The following is a 19,011-nucleotide window of genomic DNA, read 5'->3' on the forward strand; positions in this document are numbered from 1 at the left end:
CGCGCGGTCGTGCGGTGGCGCAGGCGTGAGGAAGAGGTCAGTTGTGGCCGAACTTCCGCTCGCGCTTGTGGGAGACCTGCTCGGAGATCGCCTTCACCGCATCGGGTGCGGGCGCCGTGCTCGTCTGCTCCTTGGCTTCCGTGGCCGTGGAGTGCTCGTGGCCTCCGGAGCGGGCGCCGCGGTTATGCCGACTCTGCTTCTTGCCCATGATCGTGCCTCCTTGCGGATGTCGGACGATGGGCCGCCTTCAGAGTTGCATACAACTACGAAGAGTGCATTTCGGTCGCAGATGCCGAACGCTCCGAAGTGCGCGGCACAGCGGCCGGGGAGCATGCTGGCAGGGTGACCTGGTACGGCGCGGTCCGGCGTAAGCCGCTCAGTCAGGGCAGCAGTGCGCCCGGAAGACTAAGGAACGGCAGGGTTCCGGACGAACTGCCACTGGTGCTTTCCCAGGCAGCCGTGAAGGCGATCGAGTCCGTCGGCGGTCAGGCCGGGGGCGTCTACCTGCGCTCCCTCACCCCGGGACTCCTGCGGCTCGCGGTCCTGGCAGGACTGCCGGGACCGCTGTTCCGCCCCTGGTGGCGGATGCATGTGAACCGGCCGTTCCCGGTCGCCGAGGCCTTCCGGTCGGGCCGGGCCGTGCATCTCGCCGACGCGGAAGAGGCGATGCGCCGTTTCCCGCAGCTGATGGCGGGACTGCCGTTCCCCTTCGGTTCCCTCTACATGCCGGTCACCATCGGCGGCAAGCCGGTCGGCGTCCTGGTCGTGCTGCGCCCGGCGACCCCCGGGCAGCCGGTGGAGGACGCCGACCGGCGCAGGCTGCGGAGCATCGGCGAAGCGCTCGGCGAGGCGCTGGCCGCCCTGGAGTCCGCGGGGACGGCAGTGGACTGGGACGACGAGCCGCTCCCCGTCCAGCTGCCGGCCGGCAGTTCGCCCCCCGTACGGATCGGCCGCTTCGACTGGGACCTGGAGAGCGGAGCCGTCGGTGCGGATGACGAGCTGGGTGCCATCCTCGGCGGCGGACAGGAAGCGTTCCCCGGCACCATTGACGCACTGGCGGCGCGGCTGGCCCCGGAGGACGTGTACGGGCTGTGGGCCCTGGCCCGCCAGGCGGCGGACTCGGGCGGGCCCGTCGTCCGCAGGATGCGGCTGCGTGGCCCCGACGGGCGCTCGCACCTGCTGGAGGTGTCCGGCCGCCGGCACAACGATGCGGACCCCGGCGCCGCGACCCATCTGACCGGTTTCCTCGTGGACCTCGGCATCGGGCCGGTCGTCGCCGAGGCGGCCGACCGGCTGCCGCGCGGCATCTTCTCCCTCGACCGCTTCGCCCGGATCACCTACATCAACCGCCTGGCCGAGGAAATCCTGGGTCATCCCCGGTCGGAGCTGGTCGGACGGGTGCTCTGGGAGGCCCTGCCCTGGTTCGCGAACCCGGCCTACGAGGACCATTACCGCGCCGCGATGCTCTCCGACGCCCCGGTCCACTTCCTCGCCCGGCGAACCCCGCCGCCCTGGCTCTCCGTCTCCCTGTACCCCGGTCACGACGGCCTCACGGCCGTGCTCACCCCGACCGAACAGCCGGTGTACGCGCCGGGGTCCGTCGTCTCGCCCGGGCTCGGCCTCGGCTCCCCGGCCGACCGCTCCGCCGCGCTCTACCGGCCGGTCGCCCTGGCCATCGCCCTCACCGAGGCGGTCACCGCCCGGCAGGTGTCCGCCGTGGTCACCGAGGAACTGCTCCCCGCCTTCGGCGGCCGTCAGCTCGCGATCTACCTGTTGAAGGAGCGCCATCTCTACCTGGAATGGGAGACCGGCTTCCCCCACGGCTTCCTGAACCGGTTCGACGGCGTCGCCCTGGACGCCCGCATCCCCGGCGTCGAGACACTGACCACCGGGCGCCCCATCTTCTTCGAGTCCATGCAGCGGCTGGCCGCCGCGTACCCCGGAATCCCCATGGAGACCGACGTCGGCGCGCGCGCCTTCCTGCCCCTGATCGCCTCCGGACGGCACGTCGGCTCCTGCATCCTCGGCTTCGACCAGCCGCGCGGCTTCAGCCCGGAGGAGCGGACGGTACTGACGGCCCTCGCCGGCCTCATCGCGCAGGCACTGGAACGAGCCCAGCGGTACGACACCGAGGCGGCCCTGGCACGCGGACTCCAGGACGTCCTGCTGCCCCACGGGCTGCCCGTCGTCGTGGAAGGCGTCGACACCGTCGGCCGCTACCTCGCCGGTACGCAGGGCATGGACGTCGGCGGCGACTGGTACGACGTCGTCGAGACCGGCGGGAAGCTCGCCCTGGTCATCGGGGACGTCCAGGGCCACGGTGTCGCGGCCGCCGCGACCATGGGCCAGCTGCGCAGCGCCGTGCGGGCCTTCGCGCTCAGCGGACACGACCCCCAGGAGGTGATGAGCGGAACCAACCGGCTGCTCATCGACCTGGACCCCGGCCAGTTCGCCAGCTGCTGCTACATCGTCATGGACCCGGCCACCGGCATCACACAGGCCGTACGGGCCGGCCATCCGCAGCCCGTGCTGCGCCGGCCCGACGGCACCGCCGAGGTCATGGACCTGGCCGGTGGCATCGTGCTCGGCATCGACGCCGAGGCGTCGTACCCCGTCACAGAGCTGCACCTGGCCCCGGGCGCGATGCTCGCCCTGTACACCGACGGCATGGTCGAGGAGTCGGGCACGGACATCGACGTGGGCGTCGAGCGCCTGCGCGGCATCATCGCCGGATGCGGCCCCGGCCCCCTGACCGAAACGGCGGACCAGGTGATCGGCCACGCCAGGCAGGCAGCCGACCGTCCCGACGACATCGCCCTGCTCCTCGCCGCCCGGTGGCCGGACAGCCCTTAGGCGTATCGACCCGCAGGCGGCTTTAGAACTCCTTAACCGGTCCTCCCGACAATGCCGGTTCACACCGGAGAGCCGGTGTGAACCGAGTGCCTGGGGGCCGCATGAGCAGCGACACCGCAACGACCGAGACCGTAGGGCTGCCGGAGTTCCCGATGACGCGCGGCTGCCCCTACCACCCGCCGGCCGGGTACGAGGAGCTGCGGAAGGAGGGACCGCTCGCGCGCGTCCGGCTGTACGACGGCCGGGTGGCCTGGGTGGTCACCGGCTACGCCGAGACCCGTCAGCTGCTCGTGGACCCGCGGCTCTCCTCCGACCGGACCCGCCCCGACTTCCCGGTGCTCGTCCCCCGCATGGCCGCCGCCAAGCTGACCGCCCTGGTGGGGATGGATCCGCCGGAGCACGACATCCAGCGGCGCATGCTGATCCCCAGCTTCACGGTGAAGCGGGTCAACTCGCTGCGCCCCTCGATCCGGCGGATCGTCGGGGAGAAGATCGATGCGCTGCTCGCCGACGGGAGAACCACCGCCGACCTCGTTCCCGAGTTCGCCCTGCCGGTGCCCTCCACCGTCATCTGCGAGCTGCTCGGCGTCCCCTACTCCGACCACGAGTTCTTCGAGCAGCAGACGAGCCGGATGGTGCAGGCGACCAGCACGGCGCAGGAGGCGTCCGACGCCGCCGCCGCGCTGGTCGGCTACTTCGCCGAACTCATCGCCGTCAAGGAGGCGGAACCGGGACAGGGGCTGCTCGACGAACTGATCGCAGACCGGCTGGCCTCCGGCGAGCTGGAGCGCGACGAGCTGGCTTCCATCGCGATGTTCCTGCTGGTCGCCGGTCACGAGACAACCGCGAACATGATCGGGCTCAGCATTCTCACCCTGCTCGAACACCCGGAACAGCTCGCCCAGTTGCGTGCCGACCCGAAAGTCGCGTCCGGGGCGGTGGAGGAACTGCTGAGATTCCTCTCGGTCGCCGACGAACTGCAGCGGGTGGCGGCCGCCGACATCGAGATCGGCGGCGTCGTGGTGAAGGAGGGCGACGGGGTATACCTGCCGAACGCGGCGGCCAACCGCTCACCGCAGGTCTTCAGCGACCCCGACATCCTCGACGTCCGGCGCGGCACGCGGCACCACCTCGCCTTCGGCTACGGCGTACACCAGTGCATCGGCCAGAATCTGGCGCGGGCCGAACTGGAGATCACTCTCCATGAACTCGCCACCCGGATACCGACGTTGCGGCTGACCGAGCCGCTCGACGCCCTCGGCGTCAAGCCGGGCGGCTCCGTCCAGGGGGTGTTCCGGCTGCCGGTCACCTGGTGACATCCGCCGTTCGACGGGAGCCGGGCCCCTGTCCGCAGGGGCCCGGCTCCCGTCGTCGTGCCCTGCCTACGCGGCGGCCAGCTCGTCCCGGATGAAGCCGGCTACGGCCGACGGCGTGGGGTGGTCGAAGAGCAGCACGGGCGGCAGCAGCAGACCGGTCGCCTCGCAGAGCCGGTTGCGGACCTCCAGTGCGGTGAACGACGAGAAGCCGATGTCGAGGAAGTTGTCCTCAGCCGCGATCGACTCCGGTGACTCGTGACCGAGCACATGCGCCGCGTGCCGCCGTACGAGATCCAGCAGCGAGCCACCCTCCTCCGGCGCCGGCGCTTCCGGCGCCCCCACCGGTTCCGGCGCTCGCCGCACCTTCGGTGCTTCGGCCGCCGGAGACGGCCACCAGTGATGGGTGTGCTCGAACGGATAGGTCGGCAACTCGGCCGGGAGCGCCGCCTGCTCCACGAACCAGCTGTCCCAGCGCACCTCGCCGCCCGACGCGTGGAGCTTGGAGAGGGCCACCGCGAACGTCTCCTCACCCCGGCGATCGCGCACCTGCGAGGGGACGGCCAGTGGTGCGGTCCCGGGCAGGCAGGCCGCCACCAGGGGGGTGAGCACCGCATCGGGGCCCACCTCCACGAACGCGGTCGCCCCGGCCTCGGCCAGCGTCACCACCGCGTCGCCGAAGCGCACCGGTGCGCGCAGCTGTCGCGCCCAGTAGTCCGGCTGCCGCAGTTCGCCGAGTCCGGCGCGGCGGCCGGTCAGGTCGGAGACGACGGGAATCCGCGGCTCCTGGAAGCGCAACCGCGCCACCACCGCACGCAGTTCGTCCAGCGCCCCGTCCATGTGGTGGGAGTGGAAGGCGTGACTCACCCGGAGCCGGCGGGTCCTGCGGCCCTGCTCCCGGAACGCGTCGGCGACCTCCGACACCGCGTCCGCGTCACCCGAGACGACCGTTGAAAGCGGGCCGTTGACCGCGGCCACGCCCACCCGTCCCCCGTACCCGGCCAGAGCCTCACGCACCTCCTCCTCCGATGCCTCGCACGCCACCATCGCGCCACCGGCCGGCATGGCCTCCATCAGCCTGCCCCGCGCCGCGACCAGGGTGCAGGCGTCCTCCAGCGAGAGTGCGCCCGCCGCGTGCACGGCGACGAGCCCTCCGATCGAGTGCCCGGCGACCTGGCCCGGCGCCGGAAGAGAGTGCTCCAGGAGGCGGAACAAGGCTGTCTCGATGGCGAACAGCGCGGGCTGCGCGTACTCCGTGCGCTCCAGCAGTGTCGCCTCGGGACTGCCCTCCGCTGCGAACAGCAGGCTTTTCAGCGGTCGCGCCAGCATCGGTTCGAACGCCTCGCACACTTCGTCGAGCGCCTTGGCGAAGACAGGACGAAGCTCATACAACTCAGCGCCCATGCGCGGCTGTTGACTACCCTGGCCGGTGAACAGGTATGCCGTGGACGGTGGTGCGGCGGCACTGCCGCGCACCACCCGGACAGGCTTTCCCCCAGAGGCCAGCGAGGCCAGTGCCGCCAGCTGCTCGGAACGGTCGCCCGGCAGGACGACCGCGCGGTGGCGGAACGCCGTACGCCCCAGGGCCAGAGTCCGGCCCACATCGTGGGCCCGCAGACGGGGCGTCGCGAGCAGGTGTGCGTGCAGCCGGCCGGCCTGGGCCCGCAGCGCCGACTCCGTACGGGCCGACAGCGGCCATGGCGCCGGGGGCTCCGGCAGGAGCGCGGTGCGCGGTCCGTCCGCCGGGTCCGCGTCCTCCCTCGGGGGCCCCTCGTGTTCCGGGACATCCACGGCGTCGGCCTGTTCCAGGATGACGTGCGCGTTGGTACCGCTGATTCCGAAGGACGACACCCCGGCCCGGCGGGGCCGGCCCCGATCGGGCCACTCGACGGCCTCGGTGAGCAGTTCCACCGCCCCCGAGGACCAGTCGACGTGCGGGGTCGGCTCCGTCACGTGCAGGGTGCGCGGCAGCACCCCGTGGCGCATCGCCTGCACCATCTTGATGACCCCGGCCACTCCGGCAGCGGCCTGGGTGTGACCGATGTTCGACTTGAGCGAACCCAGCAGCAGCGGCTCGCCCTCCGGGCGCCCCTGACCGTAGGCGGCGAGCAGGGCCTGCGCCTCGATCGGGTCGCCGAGCCGGGTCCCGGTGCCGTGCGCCTCCACCGCGTCCACCTGCTGCGGGGCGAGCCGGGCGGAGGCCAGCGCCTGCTGGATGACCCGGACCTGCGTCGGGCCGTTGGGGGCGGTGAGGCCGTTGCTCGCACCGTCCTGGTTGACCGCCGAACCGCGCAGCACCGCGAGGATCCGGTGGCCGTTGCGTCGCGCGTCGGACAGCCGCTCCAGCAGGACGAGGCCGGCGCCCTCCGAGAAACCCGTGCCGTCGGCCGCCGCGTCGAAGGCCTTGCACCGCGCGTCGGGGGCCAGCCCGCGCTGCCGGCTGAACTCGACCAGAAGCAGCGGGGTGGCCATCACGGTGACGCCTCCCGCCAGCGCCAGATCGCTCTCACCGCGCCGCAGCGACTGCGCCGCCAGATGCATCGCCACGAGCGAGGACGAGCAGGCGGTGTCGAGCGTGACGGCCGGGCCCTCCAGCCCCAGGTGGTAGGCGATCCGGCCGGAGGCGACACTCGTCGCGTTGCCCGTCATCAGATGCCCCTCGAACCCCTCGGGCACCTGTTCCGGCGGCGGCACGTACGCCTGCGACACCACCCCGGCGAAGACGCCCGTACGGCTGCCGCGCAGGGAACCCGGGGCGATGCCGGCGCGCTCCAGGGTCTCCCAGGCCACCTCGAGCAGTTGCCGATGCTGCGGGTCGGTCGCGACGGCCTCCCTCGGCCCCATCCCGAAGAAGGGCGCGTCGAACTCTCCCGCACCCTCCAGGAACCCGCCCTCGCGGGTGTACATGGTGCCGCCGCGGTCCGGATCGGGGTCGTAGAGCCTGTCCGCATCCCAGCCGCGGTCCTCGGGCAGCCCCGACACGGCGTCCGTCTCCTCGGCCACCAGCCGCCACAGTGCCTCCGGCGAATCGGCTCCGCCCGGGAACCGGCAGCCCATCCCCACGATCGCGATCGGCTCGTGCTCCTTGTCCTCCAGCTCCTTGATCCTGCGCCGGGCCAGCCTGAGGTCGGCCGTGGTCCGTTTCAGGTAGTCCCGGAGCTTGTCCTCGTTACTCATCGCCCTCGCCTTTCGTGCGCTGAAATGACTGTCACGACGCACCCAGTTCCTCGTCGAGCGTGCGGAACAGTTCCTCGTCCGTCGCCGTGTCCAGCTCACCGTCCGCCGGCTCCCCGGCCCCGGCAGCGGGATCCGCTGCCTGCTCGTCCCACCTCCACAGCGCGGCCCGCAGCCGCTCCCTGAGCGCGTGGAACCCGTCGCTGTCCACCACGACGGACTCCAGCAGCCGTTCCAGTTCGTCTGCGTCCGTCCGCTCGTCCGGCGCCAGGAGCACGGACAGCCGATCGGCCAGCGCGGTGGGTGTCGGGAAGTCGAACACCGTGGTGGTGGGCAGCCGCAGGCCGGTGGCCGCCGAGATCCTGTTGCGCAGCTCGACCGCCGTCAGCGAGTCGAAACCGATCTCCTTGAACGCCCGGTCGGCGGTGATGTCATCGACCGTCAGATGGCCGAGCACGGCCGCCACCTGCTCGCGCACCAGCACGAGCAGCGCCTGCGTACGCTCGGGGCCGCGCAGGGCCGCGAGCCGGTCCGTCGTCGGCGAATCGGGCTGACGCACGCCGTTCGCCGCCCGTCGTACGGCGGGCGCGCGCACCAGCGACCGCAGCACGGCGGGCACCCCGCCCGTCCCCGGAGCGGCATCGGCGAGTGCCCGCAGCCCCGCGCCGTCCAGGGGCGCCGGTACGAGCAGCGGGCGGCCGTCGGCCAGGGCGCCGTCGAACAGCGCCATGCCCTCGGGCACCGACATCGGGACGAGTCCGCCCCGGGCGATCCGCGCCCGGTCGGCGCCGGCCAGATGTCCTGTCATGCCGCTGGCCGCCTCCCACATGCCCCACGCCAGCGACACCGCGGGCAGCCCGCGCGCCCGCCGGTGGCCGGCCAGCGCGTCCAGAAACACGTTGGCCGCCGCGTAGTTGCCCTGCCCCGCCCCGCCGAGCAGCCCCGAGGCGGAGGAGAACAGGACGAAGAGCGAAAGGTCCAGGTCCCGCGTCAGCTCGTGCAGGTTCCAGGCCGCGTCCACCTTGGGCCGCAGCACGGCGCGGACCTTGTCGGGGGTCAGAGAGGCGAGCACCCCGTCGTCCAGGACACCGGCGGCGTGCACCACACCTGTCAGGGGGAGCCCGGACGGCACGGAGGCCAGCAGCCCGGCGAGTTCCTCCCGGTCGGCCGCGTCGCAGGCGACGATCCGTACCGTGGCGCCCAGCTCCGTCAGTTCGGCGCTCAGACCGGTCGCACCCGGGGCGTCCGGACCTCGGCGACCGGTGAGCAGCAGATGGCGCACGCCGTGCGTGGTCACCAGGTGCCGGGCCAGCGCGGCCCCGAGGGTGCCGGTGCCACCCGTGATCAGGACCGTCCCCTCCGGGGCGGTGCGCGCAGGCAGCGTCAGCACCACCTTGCCCACCTGCCGGGCCTGCCCGAAGTGCCGGAAGGCGTCGGGCGCCCGGCTCACGTCCCAGGTGGTGACCGACAGCGGAGACAGCTCACCCTGCTCGAACAGGGCGAGGACCCGCGTCAGCACCTCCCCGACCCGGTCCGGATCCATGTCCAGCAGTTCGAACGGCCGGTACGCGACGCCGGGCCGGACCGCCGCGATCTCCTCCGGGTCCCGCAGGTCCGCGATCCCCATCTCGACGAACCTCCCGCCGCGGGACAGCAGCCGCAGCGAGGCATCGATGAACTCCCCGGTCAGCGAGTTCAGGACCACATCGGCCCCCGGTACGGGCGCGGTGCCCGCACGACCGGTCACGTCCAGGATCTGCCGCTCGAACTCGGTCGTACGGGACGACGCGATGTGCTCCGCGTCGATACCGAGCGACCGCAGCGCACCCCACTTCGCCGGGCTCGCCGTGGCGAACACCTCGGCCCCGAGGTGGCGGGCCACCTGGATGGCCGCCATCCCGACGCCGCCGGCCCCGGAGTGGATCAGTACCCGCTCTCCACGGCGCAGCCCGGCCAGCTCGACCAGTCCGTAGTAGGCGGTGGTGAACACGGCGGGCACACCCGCCGCCTCCGCGTACGACCAGCCGTGCGGGATACGGGCTATCAGCCGCCGGTCCGCGACCGCCAGGGGCCCCACCGAGCCCGGCACCAGGCCGAACACCCGGTCGCCGACATCGAGGTCGTCAACCCCCGGCCCGGTCTCGACGACCGTACCCGCGGCCTCGGTCCCGAGCGGAGAGCCGGCCGGCACCATGCCGAGGGCGGTCAGCACATCGCGGAAGTTGAGCCCGGCGGCCCGCACCTCGATCCGTACCTGCCCCTCGGACAGCGGTGCCTCGGCGGCGGGATGAGCGGCGGCACGCAGATCGTCGGGCGAACCGCCCGGTGTCTCCAGTCGCCAGCCGATCACGCCCTCGGGCGGAACGACGGGGGCGGGCCCGGCCTCCGTCCGGCGCAGCCTGGGCACCAGTATCCGGCCGTCGCGCAACGCGAACTGCGGCTCCCCGGTGGCGACGGCCGCGGCAAGCACGTCCTGGGAGGACTGCTCGCCGTCGAGGTCCACCAGGGTGATGCGGCCGGGGTTCTCCGTGGCGGCCGACCGCACCAGACCCCACAGGGGGGCGGCCGCCAGTTCGACCGGATCGCCGGCCCGGGCCGCCACGGCCCGGGCCGTGAGCACGACGAGACGGGTCTCCGGCCGTTCCTCGTCGGTCAGATGCTCCCGCAGCCGGCCGAGGAGCCACTCCACTGCCGCACCGGCCGCGACCGGCGTCGCGCCCTCGAACGGGCCGGTGGCGTCCAGCACCTCGAACGCGGCCGTGCCGTCCTCGGCCGGCTCGCCGAGCTCCGCCCACTCAAGGGCATGGAGCGAGCCGAGGGCGGAGGGCCCCGTCGCGGCCGGGAGCTGACCGGGGTCGACCGGCCGAAGGGTGAGCGTTTCCACGCTCACCACAGGCGCCCCCGTGGGGTCGGCGACCGCGACCCGGACGGTGTCCCGGCCCCCGTCACCGGGGGACACGGTCACCCGCAGAGCCGTGGCCCCGGTGGCCCGCAGCGCCGCTCCCGACCAGGAGAACGGAAGCCGGATTCCCTCGCCGAGGAAGTCACCCAGCCCCAGCGTGTGGAGGGCCGAGTCCAGGAGCGCCGGATGCAGCACGAACCGGGCCGCCTCCGCGTGCAGTTCGGGCGGGAGTGACACCTCGCCGTAGACGGTGTCGCCCGACCGCCACCCGGCGGTGAGATTCTGGAAAGCGGGTCCGTAGGCGTACCCCAGCGCGGCGAGTTCCCCGTACAGCCCGTCGGTGTCCAGCGCGGTGGCGCCTTCCGGCGGCCAGGCATCCCTGTCGCCCCCCCGGGCCCGGGAGGCGATCGAGTCCGCCGGGGCGAGAACGCCCGTGGCATGACGGATCCACCCCGGTGCCTCGCCCAGCACATCGTCCGCCGGCCCGTCGGGCCGCGCGTGAACGGCCAGTTGCCGCCGCCCCTCCTCGTCCGGCGCCTCGACCGAGACCTGGATCCGCACGCCACCGTGCTCCGGAACGAACAGAGGCGCCTCCAGGGTCAGTTCGTCCACCGCGCCGACGCCGGCGTGCCGGCCCGCCTGGAGCGCCAGCTCCAGCTGGGCGGTAGCCGGGAGAAGCGGAACACCGCTCACGGCGTGGTCGGCGAGCCAGGGGTGGGTGCGAAGGGAGATCCGGCCCGTGAGCAGCAGGGTCCCGCTCCGGGCGAGCGTGGTCGACGCGGTCAGGAACGGGTGGTCGGAGGCATCGACCCCGAGGCTTCCCGCGTCGCTGTGGGCGGCGGGTCCCTCCAGCCAGTAGCGCCGGTGCTGGAACGGATACGTCGGCAGATCGGTGGCGCGCCCCGGCACGGGGGGCAGGGCAGGTGTCCAGTCGACGGGGATGCCGTGGGTGTGGAGGTGGGCGAGGGAGAGGTGGAAGCGGGTGAGGGTGCCTTCGTTGCGGCGGAGGGTGCCGGTGATGAGGGTGGGGGTGTCGGTGGTGTCGGCGGTGTCCTGGAGTGCGGTGGTGAGGATGGGGTGGGGGCTTATCTCGATGAAGGTGGTGTGGCCGGTTTGGAGGAGGGTGCGGATGGTTGGTTCGAACAGGACGGGGTTGCTGAGGTTGTCGTACCAGTAGTCGCCGGTGAGTTCGGTGGTGTTGATGGGGCGGGCGTGGAGGGTGGAGTAGAAGGTGGTGGTGGTGGGTTGGGGGGTGATGTCGTGGAGGAGGGTGTGGAGGGTGTTTTGGAGGGGTTGGACGTGGGGGGTGTGTGAGGCGTAGTCGACGGGGATGGTGCGGGCTCGGATGTTTTGGTTGTTGAGGGTGGTGATGAGGGTGTTGAGGGTGTGGGGGTTGCCTGCGATGACGGTGGTGGTGGGTCCGTTGTGGGCGGCGATGTGGAGGTCGGGGTGGGGGGTGAGGAGGGTGGTGGTTTGTTGGTGGGTGAGGGGGAGGGAGGCCATGGCGCCGGTGCCGGCGAGTTGGAGGAGGGTGTGGGAGCGCAGGGCGACGATTTTGGCTGCGTCGTTGAGGGTGAGGGCTCCGGCGATGTGGGCGGCGGCGATTTCGCCTTGGGAGTGTCCGATGACGGCGTCGGGGTGGATGCCGTGGTGTTGCCAGAGTCTGGCGAGGGCGGTCATGACGGCGAAGAGTGCGGGTTGGATGACGTCGACGCGGTCGATGGGGGGTGTGTCGGGTTTTCCGTGGAGGATGTCGAGGAGGTTCCAGCCGGTGTGGGGTTGGAGTGCTTCGGCGGCGGCGGTGAGGTGTTCGGTGAACACGGGTGAGGTGGCGAGGAGTTCGCGGGCCATGCCTTCCCACTGCGAGCCCTGGCCCGGAAAGACGAACACGGTCCTACCGGTCTCCGTGACCGTCCCGCTCACCGCGTCCGCACCTGCCGTGCCCCGCTCCAGTCCCGCGAGGGTCTCCAGCAACCGTTCCCGGTCCCGCGAAACGACGACCGCGCGATGGGCCAGCCCGGCCCGGCCCGTCGCCAGCGCCTTCGCGACCGGGGCCGGGTCCACCTCCGGATGCTCCTGGAGGTGGTGGCGCAACAGCCTGGCGTTCGTGGCGAGCGCCTCGGCGTTGTGGCCGTACAGCAGCCACGGCGGCGGAGCCGCACCGCTCACCACCGGCTCCTTCACCGACGTGTCGTCCGGTGCCTCCTCCAGCACGACGTGGGCGTTGGTGCCGCTCATGCCGAACCCGGAGACACCGGCCCGGCGCGGACGGCCGTTCGGGAGCCACTCCCTGGCCTCGGTGAGCAGGCGTACGGCTCCGGCGTCCCAGTCGATGTGCGGTGAGGGCTCGTCCACGTGCAGCGTCCTCGGCAGCAGCCCGTGCCGCATGGCCTGCACCATCTTGATGATCCCGCCGACCCCGGCCGCGGCCTGGGTGTGCCCGATGTTCGACTTCAACGACCCGAGCCACAGGGGCTGTTCTGTCGACCGGTCCTGCCCGTACGTGGCAAGCAGCGCCTGCGCCTCGATCGGGTCACCCAGCTTCGTCCCCGTTCCGTGGGCCTCCATGGCGTCGACATCGGAGGTCGTGAGTCCCGCGTCGTCGAGGGCCTGGCGGATCACCCGCTGCTGCGAGGGCCCGTTGGGGGCCGTGAGGCCGTTGCTCGCCCCGTCCTGGTTGGTGGCCGTGCCCCGCACGACGGCGAGCACCTCGTGTCCGTTACGGCGGGCGTCCGAGAGCCGCTCGACCAGGAGCAGCCCGACCCCCTCGCCGAAGGCCGTACCGTCGGCGCCGGCCGCGAAGACCTTGCACCGGGCGTCCGGGGCCAGGCCGCGCTGCCTGCTGAAGCCGATGAAGATGTCCGGGTTGGCGAGGACGGTCGCGCCGCCGGCCAGCGCGAGATCGCACTCGCCGCGCCGCAGCGACTGCACGGCCAGGTGCAGGGCGACCAGCGACGACGAGCACGCCGTGTCCACCGTCACCGCAGGGCCTTCGAGGCCGAGGGTGTAGGCGATCCGCCCCGAGGCGATGCTGCCCGCACTCCCGATGCCCAGGTATCCCTCCATGTCGGCGGGAAGCTTCACCCGGGACCCGTAGTCCGTGTACACGACGCCCGCGAACACCCCGGTCCGCGACCCGCGCAACGATGTCGGGTCGATTCCGGCCCGCTCGAACGCTTCCCAGGCGCTCTCCAGCAGCAGCCGCTGCTGCGGGTCCATGCTCGTCGCCTCACGCGGGCTGATCCCGAAGAACGCGGGGTCGAACTCGTCCGCGTCGTGCAGGAACCCACCTTCGCGGGCGTACGACGTCCCCGGGTGCGCCGGATCGGGATCGAACAGCCGGTCCAGGTCCCAGCCCCGGTTGGTGGGGAACGGCGAGATGGCATCACTCTCCGACGCGACCACCTGCCACAGGTCCTCCGGCGTGCGCACCCCGCCGGGGTAGCGGCAGGCCATCGACACGATCGCGATGGGTTCGCCGTCCCGCACCGCGGATCGCCCGGCAGGCGGCGTCGCGTCGGTGCCGGCGACACCACCCAGCAGCTGATCCCGCAGATGCGCCGCGAGAGCGGCAGGGGAAGGGTGGTCGAAGACCAGGGTCGCGGGCAGCCGCAGGCCCGTCGCCGTGTTGAGCCGGTTGCGCAGTTCCACGGCGGTCAGGGAGTCGAAGCCGAGGTCCTTGAAGGCGCGGTACGCGTCGATGGTGTCCCCGGCCGAGTGCCTGAGTACCCCCGCCACCTGCTCTCCCACCAACTCGCCCAGCAACCGCAGCTGTTCCGGCCCCGGCAGTCCCACCAGCGCCGAGACGAGGGTGCCCGCCGTCGCGGCGTCCGCACCGGCGGCGGTACGGACCGTGCGGACCAGGCCGCGCAGCACCGGAGGCAGCAGACCGGCGGCGGCCTGTGCGCCGAGAGCCGCCCGGTCCAGGCGGGCGGCGACCAGGGCGGGCCGGCCCGCCGAGCGAAGAGCGAGCTCCAGGCCGGCGGTCACCTGGCCCTCGTCGAAGCGGACGAGCCCGTGGAAGGCGGAGTCCGGCACGGCATCGCGAGGCCCCCAGGAGAGGGAGACGCCCGGCAGCCCGAGGGAGACCCGGTGCTGAGCGAGAGCGTCGAGGTACGTGCCGAGGGCGGCCGCGCTCGCGCGGCCGGTGCCGCCGAGCGCCGATGACGCGTCGGGGGCGAGCAGCACGAACGCGCCCAGATCGAGACCGAGGGTGAGCTCGTGGAGGTTCCAGGCCGCCGCACCGGCGGTACGCAGCCGCACGCCGAACTCCTCGGGTGCGGTGGAGAGCAGGACCGTACGGTCGGGCGCCGCCGGTGCGTGGAAGACGGCGCCGACCGGATGCCCGGCCGGCAGCGCGGCCAGAGCCCCTGCCAGGAAGTCCCGGTCGGACACGTCACCCTCGGCCACCACCACCTCCGCACCCAGCCCGGTCAGCCGGTCCGCCTGCCCCGGACCGGGGGACAGCAGGAGCAGGCGGCGCGCGCCGAGGGCGGTGACCGCGTGGACGGCCGCGGCTGCGGCCAGGTCGCCGCCCCCGGAGACGACGACCGTCGATTCCTCGGGCAGGACGGGCGGCTCACCGGCCTCCTGCGGTACGGACGCGACGAGCCTCGGGACCCGGATGTCGCCGTTGCGCAGGGCCAGTTGCGGTTCCCCGGCCGCGAGAGCCGCCGGCAGGACGCTCAGTGAGGCAGGTTCGGTGTCGAGATCCACAAGGGTGATCCGCCCGGGGTTCTCCGACTGAGCTGCCCGGATCAGACCCCAGACGGGAGAGGGGACCAGATCCTGCACATCGTCGGGGCCGGTGGTGACGGCGTGACGGGTGAGGACCGCCACCTGGGTGGCGCCGTTCGTCCCTTCGGCGATCCAGGTCTGGAGTGCGGGCAGCAGTTCGCTCGCGGACGACGCGTGCAGCAGGACGAGGCCGGGGGCGGTGTCCTCGGCGGGCGCCGGCTCGTACGGGACATGGGCGGTGTCCCCGAAGGCGTCCCGCAGCTCGGCCGCGGGTTCGGCGGACGAGGTCCAGCTCGTGTACGGCGGCGGGGCGCCGTCCACCGGCGCGGGCACCGGCGTCCAGTCGGTGCCGAGCAGCCAGTCGTGGCGGACCCGGTCCGCCCGGTCCAGGACCCCGGCGGGCAGCGGCCGCAGGGCGACCGAGTCGACGGAGGCGAGCGGGGCACCGCTCGGATCGGCGAGCAGGACGGCGAACCCGTCCCCGCGCCGCGAGACGCGCACCCGCAGTCCGCCCGCGCCCACCGCGTACAGGCTCACACCGTGCCACACGACGGGTTCGAGCAGCTCGTCGCCCTGCGGGAGCAGGGTCTGCAGCGCCGCCGTGAGGAGGGCCGGATGCAACCCGTACCGCCCTGCGTCGGCCGCGACGCCCTCCGGCGCGGACACCTCGGCGTACAGCTCGTCGCCCTGGCGCCACAGCCGCGTGAGCCCCTGAAGGGCGGGGCCGAGCTCGTACCCCAGCGCGGCCAGCCGCTCGTACACCTCGCCGACGTCGACGGCACTCGCCCCGGCCGGCGGCCAGGACGTCAGCGACTCCCGGGCTGCCTCGGCGTCCGGTTCCAAGGGGCCGAGCAGGCCCGTGACATGGCTGGTCCAGGCGCGGTGCAGCGCGCTGTCGTCGTCCGTTTCGTCGTACGCACGTGTGTGCAGGGTCAGATCGCGCCGACCGTCACCGCGCGGGGCCCCGGCCGTCACCTGTACGTCCACGCCACCGGTGGCCGGGAAGACCACCGGAGTGTCGAGCGTCAGCTCGAACACCGGCAGATCGCCGAGCAACCTGCCTGCCTCCAGAGCCAGTTCGAGGGCAGCCGCAGCCGGAAGCACCGCCGTTGTCTCGATGGCGTGGTCGGCGAGCCAGGGGTGGGTGCGCAGCGAGATCCGGCCGGTGAGCAGCAGCGCGTCGCCCTGGGCGAGCGTGGTCGCGGCCGTGAGCAGGGGGTGCTGTGTCGTGTGCAGCCCGAGGCTCTCCGGGTCCCCGTCGGTCGCCGCGTCCTCCAGCCAGTAACTCCGGTGCTGGAAGGGGTAGGTCGGTAGGTCGGTGGCGGGCCCCGGTGCGGTGGGGAGGGTGGGTGTCCAGTCGATGGGGATGCCGTGGGTGTGGAGGTGGGCGAGGGAGAGGTGGAAGCGGGTGAGGGTGCCTTCGTTGCGGCGGAGGGTGCCGGTGATGAGGGTGGGGGTGTCGGTGGTGTCGGCGGTGTCCTGGAGCGCGGTGGTGAGGACGGGGTGGGGGCTGACTTCCACGAAGACGGTGTGGCCGTCCTCCAGCAGCTTTTCGACGGTGGGGTGCAGTTGGACGGGGTTGCTGAGGTTGTCGTACCAGTAGTCGCCGTTGAGTTCGGTGGTGTTGATGGGGCGGGCGTGGAGGGTGGAGTAGAAGGTGGTGGTGGTGGGTTGGGGGGTGATGTCGTGGAGGAGGGTGTGGAGGGTGTTTTGGAGGGGTTGGACGTGGGGGGTGTGTGAGGCGTAGTCGACGGGGATGGTGCGGGCTCGGATGTTTTGGTTGTTGAGGGTGGTGATGAGGGTGTTGAGGGTGTGGGGGTTGCCTGCGATGACGGTGGTGGTGGGTCCGTTGTGGGCGGCGATGTGGAGGTCGGGGTGGGGGGTGAGGAGGGTGGTGGTTTGTTGGTGGGTGAGGGGGAGGGAGGCCATGGCGCCGGTGCCGGCGAGTTGGAGGAGGGTGTGGGAGCGCAGGGCGACGATTTTGGCTGCGTCGTTGAGGGTGAGGGCTCCGGCGATGTGGGCGGCGGCGATTTCGCCTTGGGAGTGTCCGATGACGGCGTCGGGGTGGATGCCGTGGTGTTGCCAGAGTCTGGCGAGGGCGGTCATGACGGCGAAGAGTGCGGGTTGGATGACGTCGACGCGGTCGATGGGGGGTGTGTCGGGTTTTCCGTGGAGGATGTCGAGGAGGTTCCAGCCGGTGTGGGGTTGGAGTGCTTCGGCGGCGGCGGTGAGGTGTTCGGTGAACACGGGTGAGGTGGCGAGGAGTTCGCGGGCCATGCCTTCCCACTGCGAACCCTGACCCGGAAACACGAACACCGTCTTCCCGTGGTCGGCCGCCACACCCTCCACCACATCGGCCGACGGCACACCCCGGGCCAGCGAGTCGAGCGCGGGCACCAGCTCCTCGTGGCTCCCGGGGACGACGACCGCCCGATGACCGAGGGCCGCCCGGCCCCGGGCCAGCACCCCGCCGACCGACGCCCGGTCCAGCTCGGGACGGTCCTCCACATACGAACGAAGCAGCGCTGCCTGCTCCTTGAGGGCGTCGGGACCATGCGCGGACAGCAGCCACGGCACCGCGGTGGAAGGCGTGGCCGGTCCCGTGCCCTCACCTTCGGCGGCCTCCGTCACGGGCGCCTCCAGGATGACGTGTGCGTTCGTCCCGCTGATCCCGAACGACGAGACGGCGGCCCGCCGCGGCCTGTCGTGCTCGGGCCAGGCCTCGTCCTCGGTGAGCAGGCGTACGGCTCCGGAGTCCCAGTCGACGTGGGGGGACGGCTCATCCACGTGCAGCGTCTTCGGTAGCAGCCCGTAGCGCATGGCCTGCACCATCTTGATGATCCCGCCGACCCCGGCGGCGGCCTGGGTGTGTCCGATGTTCGACTTCAACGAACCCAGCCACAAAGGCTGTTCGGCCGGACGGTCCTGCCCGTACGTGGCAAGGAGCGCCTGCGCCTCGATCGGGTCGCCGAGCTTCGTCCCCGTACCGTGGGCCTCGACCGCGTCCACGTCCGCGGTGGTGAGCCCGGCGTCGTCGAGGGCCTGGCGGATCACCCGCTGCTGGGAGGGGCCGTTGGGCGCGGACAGCTGCCCGCTCGTGCCGTCCTGGTTGACGGCGGAGCCCCGTACGACCGCGAGCACCCGGTGTCCGTTGCGGCGGGCGTCCGACAGCCGCTCCACCAGGAGCAGCCCCACCCCCTCGCCCCAGCCCGTGCCGTCCGCCGACGCGGCGAACGCCTTGCACCGGCCGTCCGGGGACAGCCCGCGCTGCCGGCTGAACTCGACGAACAGGCCGGGCGTCGCGATGATCGTCGCCCCGCCCGCGAGCGCCAGATCGCACTCGCCCCGGCGCAGCGACTGCACGGCCAGGTGCAGGGCGACCAGCGACGACGAGCACGCCGTGTCCACCGTCACCGCAGGGCCTTCCAGCCCGAAGGTGTAGGAGAGCCGGCCGGACGCGACGGACCCTGCGCTGCCCGTGCCGATGTACCCCTCCAGGCCGTCCGGGGCCCGGCGGATCCGCCCGCCGTAGTCCCCGTACATCACCCCGGCGAACACTCCGGTGCGGGAGCCGCGCAGGGTGTCCGGGTCGATGCCCGCCCGCTCGAACACCTCCCAGGCGCTCTCCAGCAGCAGCCGCTGCTGCGGGTCGATGGCCGTCGCCTCACGCGGGCTGATGCCGAAGAACGCCGGGTCGAAGCGGTCCGCCTCGTGCAGGAACCCGCCCTCCCGCGCATAGCTGCGGCCGGTCCGGTCCGGATCGGGGTCGTAGAGCGCGGCGGTGTCCCAGCCCCGGTTCTCCGGGAACGGGGAGATCGCGTCGGTGCCCGAAGCGACGACCTCCCACAGCTCCTCCGGGGAGCGCACCCCGCCCGGATAGCGGCACGACATGCCGACGATCGCGATCGGTTCGTGCCGCTCGGCCTCGACCTCGGTCAGCCGCTGCCGGGTCTGGAGCAGGTCATTGGTCACGCGCTTGAGGTAGTCGCGGAGCCTGGCCTCGTTCGTCATGCGACGTCAACTCTCCTCGTC

General features: G+C 72.5%; 5 protein-coding genes. 2 read left to right on the forward strand and 3 right to left on the reverse strand.

From position 1 onward, the window contains the following. Positions 1-37 precede the first annotated feature (37 nt). Complete coding sequence (locus tag OG538_RS32625; RefSeq protein ID WP_406099104.1) at positions 38-208, reverse strand: hypothetical protein; 171 nt, start codon at positions 206-208, stop codon at positions 38-40. A 134-nt stretch (positions 209-342) separates the two neighbouring features. Between OG538_RS32625 and OG538_RS32630 the strand changes: the two genes are divergently transcribed. Further along, positions 343-2,853, forward strand: a complete 2,511-nt coding sequence (locus tag OG538_RS32630; protein ID WP_406099105.1) for a SpoIIE family protein phosphatase — start codon at positions 343-345, stop codon at positions 2,851-2,853. Between the two features lie 101 nt (positions 2,854-2,954). Then, positions 2,955-4,169 (forward strand): cytochrome P450, encoded by a 1,215-nt coding sequence (locus OG538_RS32635; RefSeq protein ID WP_406099106.1) that lies wholly within the window; start codon positions 2,955-2,957, stop codon positions 4,167-4,169. Positions 4,170-4,235: 66 nt separating this feature from the next. Here OG538_RS32635 and OG538_RS32640 read toward each other — a convergent pair whose 3' ends face one another. Beyond that, positions 4,236-7,385 carry a type I polyketide synthase gene (locus OG538_RS32640; RefSeq protein ID WP_406099108.1) on the reverse strand — a complete coding sequence of 1,050 codons (3,150 nt, stop codon included), beginning with the start codon at positions 7,383-7,385 and terminating at the stop codon, positions 4,236-4,238. Continuing rightward, positions 7,375-18,951 carry an SDR family NAD(P)-dependent oxidoreductase gene (locus OG538_RS32645; RefSeq protein ID WP_406100396.1) on the reverse strand — a complete coding sequence of 3,859 codons (11,577 nt, stop codon included), beginning with the start codon at positions 18,949-18,951 and terminating at the stop codon, positions 7,375-7,377. Before OG538_RS32645 ends, OG538_RS32640 begins: the two co-directional genes overlap by 11 nt. Positions 18,952-19,011 lie beyond the last annotated feature (60 nt).

It is taken from the genome of Streptomyces sp. NBC_01013, assembly GCF_045162765.1.
GTDB lineage: Bacteria > Actinomycetota > Actinomycetes > Streptomycetales > Streptomycetaceae > Streptomyces.

Coding starts and splice junctions, on each gene's coding strand:
- OG538_RS32625 (WP_406099104.1), bottom strand. CDS start 208: ATGGGCAAGAAGCAGAGTCGGCATAACCGCGGCGCCCGCTCCGGAGGC.
- OG538_RS32635 (WP_406099106.1), top strand. CDS start 2,955: ATGAGCAGCGACACCGCAACGACCGAGACCGTAGGGCTGCCGGAGTTC.